This window comes from Longimicrobiaceae bacterium, assembly GCA_035936415.1.
GTDB lineage: Bacteria > Gemmatimonadota > Gemmatimonadetes > Longimicrobiales > Longimicrobiaceae > JAFAYN01.
Map to the genome: position 1 here is coordinate 1 of DASYWD010000152.1, position 4,398 is coordinate 4,398.

At 74.9% G+C, this 4,398-nt stretch carries 3 protein-coding genes; all 3 read left to right on the forward strand.

The window, feature by feature from the left end; genetic code table 11:
* The first annotated feature begins 433 nt into the window (after positions 1 to 433).
* Positions 434 to 1,978 carry a penicillin-binding transpeptidase domain-containing protein gene (locus VGR37_05920; protein HEV2146916.1) on the forward strand — a complete coding sequence of 515 codons (1,545 nt, stop codon included), beginning with the start codon at positions 434 to 436 and terminating at the stop codon, positions 1,976 to 1,978.
* On the forward strand, positions 1,978 to 3,618 hold the full coding sequence (locus VGR37_05925; GenBank protein ID HEV2146917.1) for an FtsW/RodA/SpoVE family cell cycle protein: 1,641 nt from the start codon (positions 1,978 to 1,980) through the stop codon (positions 3,616 to 3,618). The genes VGR37_05920 and VGR37_05925 overlap by 1 nt, the downstream gene beginning before the upstream one ends.
* On the forward strand, positions 3,615 to 4,398 hold a 784-nt coding region (locus VGR37_05930; protein HEV2146918.1), incomplete at its 3' end, for a protein phosphatase 2C domain-containing protein. The genes VGR37_05925 and VGR37_05930, both read left to right, overlap by 4 nt.

A 4,398-nucleotide genomic window follows, 5' to 3' on the forward strand; every position in this document is an offset into this window, starting at 1 on the left:
CCACCCAGGCAACCATCAACCTCTCTTCCTGCCTTCGGTTCCCTCCTCTCCCTACCTGCCCTCCCTCTTACCTCCTCCTGCTCCCATCGTTCTCCCCCTTCTCGACTTGTGGGTAATGCGTAGCCGCAAGGGGGAGGGGAGAACGGCTGACGGCGGGGGCGGGTGAAACGTCGGCGGCCCCCACGCGTAGTGACCGGGGGACCCGCGTGAGGGATGCGAGCCCGAAGGGGCGAGACCCGCGCTGTTTGCGGGGCTCGCCGCACTTGAGCACGGTCGTATCGTGCTCTAGTGCGCCGCAGCCCGGCCCCCGCTCCGCGGGGGACACGCCCAAACCGCTGTCAACAAACACGCTCGACGACGCTCGATGGTGCAGGGCTTGCCGTAGCTGCCGCGGAAGCCAATCACAACGAGCCGTCGTCCTGGAGACAACAGCGTGCTGGACACGATCCTGAACTGGGTGCTGCGCGGCGTCCTCCTCGCGTTCGCGGTGGGCGCCGCCGTCGCCCTCGCCCACCTCACGCGGGCCATCTGGCGGGAGCGCCGCGAGCGCTGGGCGGTGCGCATCGCCCTGGGGATGATCCTCCTCGCGGGGGTGTACACGGCGGGCCACGCCCGCCTCCTGGTGCAGCGCGAGGAGCTGGAGGAGGGGCGGAGGATGTACGCCCGCTACGGCGACCCCCGGCGCACCGAGCAGCGCCGCGGCGAGGTGCGCGGGTGGATCCTGGACTGCTCCGGGAGCGAGGCCCAGGCCCTCGCCCGCTACGCGATGCGTGACGGCGACGTGGAGCGGGTGTACCCGCTGGGCGAGGCCACCGCCAACCTGGTGGGAGGCGGGCGCGACGCGGACGAGCGCGACTACACCGTGGAGCGGCTCTTCGCGGAGGCGCTGCGCGAGCCGGTGTCGCTGGCCGAGGCCGGACAGCTCCACGCCGCCGGGACCGACCTGCGCCTCACCCTCTGCGCCGCCCCGACGCGCGCCGCCTGGGAGCTGCTGCGCGGCACCGGGAACCCCGGCGCGGTGGTGGTGCAGGACGTGAACACGGGCGCGCTGGTGGCGTACGCGGCCACGGGCGGGCCGGATGACCCGCCGCTGGGGATCAAGAGCTACGCCCCGCCGGGCTCCGTGTTCAAGCTGGCGCTGGCGGCGCTCTGGTGGGAGAGCGGGCTGGGCGACCCGCCGCTCCCCTGCCCCGAGGCGATCCAGGTGGGCCGCTCCCTGATCCGCAACTACGAGATGCGCGGGCGGGGCACGGTGCAGGGGCCCACGGGGATGCTGATGCCCTCCTGCAACACCACCGCCGTCCACATGGCGCAGCAGATGCGCGAGCGGCTGGGCGAGGAGGCGTTCGTGGAGGCGTACCGGCGCTACGGCTTCGAGCCGTACCAGGAGCGGCCGCCCACGGACACGACCCGCGCGTTCTGGAGCACCTCGTCGGACGCCTGGGCGCGGCGGATGAGCCCGGCGCCCGCGCGGATCCGCATCGGCGAGAAGACCGGGCGGCAGGAGTGGGCGCAGCTCTCCATCGGGCAGGGGCCGGTGGACGTCACCCCCATCGCTGTCTCCCGCTTCGTGCAGGCCATCGGCAACGGGGGCGTGATGCTCCAGCCCACCATCGAGGCGGAGCGGGCGGAGCGGCCGGAGGAGGAGAGGCGGATCATGGGCGCCGAGACGGCGCGGAAGCTCCAGCGCGCCATGCTGGCGGTGGTGGACTCCGGCACGGCGCGGAGCGCCCTCCCGCTCCTGGAGGGGCTGCGCTGGGACCTGGGCGGGAAGACGGGGACCGCGCAGATCGCCGGGAAGGCGGACGACGGGTGGTTCGCCGGGCTGGTCTTCGGACCCGACGGGCGCCCGCGCTACACCGTGGTGGTGTACCTGCGCGGCGGCGGGCCCGGCGGGCGCAAGCCCGCCGCGGTGGCCGCGGGGATGACCCGCGTCCTGGCCCGCACGATGCCGGCCCCGGCCGGGAGGGGGGAGTGATGGGCCTCCTGGACTGGTTCCGGCGGAAGCGGCCCGAGGGGCCGAAGGGGGTGGCGGTGCACGTCCGGGCACCGTCCGCGGCTCCGGGGGCGGGGCCGCGCCCGGAGCGCCGCACCTCGCCCTGGCTCTGGGCGGGGCTGCTCGCCGCCGCGCTCTTCTACCTGGCGGCGCACTACTCCGTGGTGACCGGGGTGTGGCCGGTGCACGGGACCTCCCCCGGCGCCACCCGCACCCTGATGCGCGACGCGGGGGCGCTCGTCGCCTGGCTCCTGGTGCTGGGGGTGCTCCGGGGGATGGGGTACCGCGGGGGGTGGATGATCGTGGCCCTCCCGGTGGTGATCTTCTTCCTGTCGCGGCCGGCGCAGTTCCAGGTCTTCACCGACCCGGTGTACCAGGCCTCCGGGCCGACGCGGGCGCAGGCCAACGACCTCAAGGCGGATCGCTCGCGCATCTCCACCATCGAGCGGGCGTACGGGCCGGAGCGGCAGGAGGAGGTCTTCGGCGGGCCGCCGCCGCCGCTCCCGGACCCGTGGGCGCGGGCGGTGCAGGGGGTGACCCAGGGGGAGACGGCGTTCCTGCGCGGGATGTCCCACTACTCCGTCTTCCTGGCGCCGCTGGCGCTGCTCCTGGGCTTCCTGCTCGCGCGGCGTGGGGAGAGGCTGCGCTGGTTCCGGCAGAACCGCACGGTGCCGTACCTGGTGACGCTGGGGGTGTTCTTCGTCCTCACCCTGTTCTTCACCGAGCTGGGGAAGGTGGGGGGGACCACGCCGTGGGAGCTGTTCCTCCCCCTGTTCGTCGCCACCTGGGCCGCGACCCTGGCCGACGACGCCTACAACCTGGCCCGCCCGGGGGAGGTGCTGGCGCCCCAGCGGCTGCTGGGGCTGGCGCTGTACGGGCTCCTCCCCGTGGTCCCCTTCCTGGTGATCCGCGAGCTGGGGCTCTCCATCGTCCTGGCGGGGAGCCTGGCGGCCATGCTCCTGGTGGGGACGCGGCGGGGGTGGTGGGCCGGGCTGATGCTGGTGGCGTGGGCGGGGCTGGTGTTCGCCGCCTTCAACGTGGACGAGCGCTCCCGCACCCGCCTGGAGCTGGCCTACGGCCCGTACCAGGATCCGGCGACGATGACCGAGGCGGAGGCCGAGCGGTGGGCGGCCAAGCTGCACCAGATCAAGCTGTTCGACGCCAACGTCCTGGCCGGCGGCCTTTTCGGCGAGGGGCCGGGGCGCGGGCACGGCGAGACGGCCCCCAACTCCGCGGACGACGGGTACATCACCCTGCACGCCGCGCAGTGGGGGCTGGTGGGGGGGGTGGCGCTGGTGCTGCTGTACACCGTATTTCTCATCGGGATGTTCATGGCGGCGGTCCGCGAGCGGGGGGCCTTCGAGCGGACGCTGGTCACCGGGCTGGCGATGCTGATCGCCATCCCCTTCTGGCTCGCCACGCTGGGGGGGATCCGGGTGATCCCGCTCACCGGCGTGGCCGCCGCCTTCGCCGCCCACGGCGGGGCCAAGCTGCTGGCCTCGGCGCTGGCCGTGGGGATCATCGCGGGCATCAGCCACCGCAGACACGAGGAGGACCTGCTGGACAACGCACTCGCGCCCCCGCGGGAAGCCGCCGAGATGAAGGGGGTCCGGATCCGATGAGCGCACCCGCCGCACGCACCGCCCGGCGCGCCGGGCTGCTCTTCGACCTAGCCGGGTTCAGCGGGCAGGGCCCGCGCCCGGAGAACCAGGACGCCTTCGCGCTGGACGGCTTCGAGGAAACGGGGACCGTGGCCGTCGCCGACGGGATGGGCGGCGAGCGGGGCGGCCGCCTCGCCGCCGACACCGCGCTCGGCGCCCTGCTGGAGGCCGGCCCCATCCGCTCGCTGGACGCCGCCCGCCACGCCGTGCGCGCCGCCGACCGCGCCGTGGCGCAGGCCGCGCAGGAGAACGTCGCTGAGCGGGGGGGGATGGGGTGCGCGCTGGCGCTCCTCTCCCTGGCCCCGGACCGCACCGGGTGGATCGGCGCCTTCGCGGGAGACGTGCGGATCCTGTCGCGCGCGCCGGACGGGACCGTGCGGCTGGAGAGCCGCGACCACACCCCGGCCTTCGCCCGCTGGGAGGCGGGGGAGATCGCACTGGACGAGGTCACCGAGGCCGAGGGCGCCAACCGCCTGCAGCGCGCGGTGGGGCGCGGCGGCGAGGCGGACGCGGTGTGGATCCCGCTGCGCCCCGGGTGGACCTACCTCCTGGCCTCGGACGGGATCTCCAAGGCCACCCGGCTGGACGAGCTGGGCGAGGCCATGGCCGCCCCCACCGCGGCGGCGGTGGTGGAGATGGTCCGCCGCCGGGTGGAGGAGCGCGGCCCCGACGACAACTACACCGCCGTGGCCGTGCGCCTGGCGGGGGGCGGCGCCCGCGACGACGACACCGAGCCGGAGC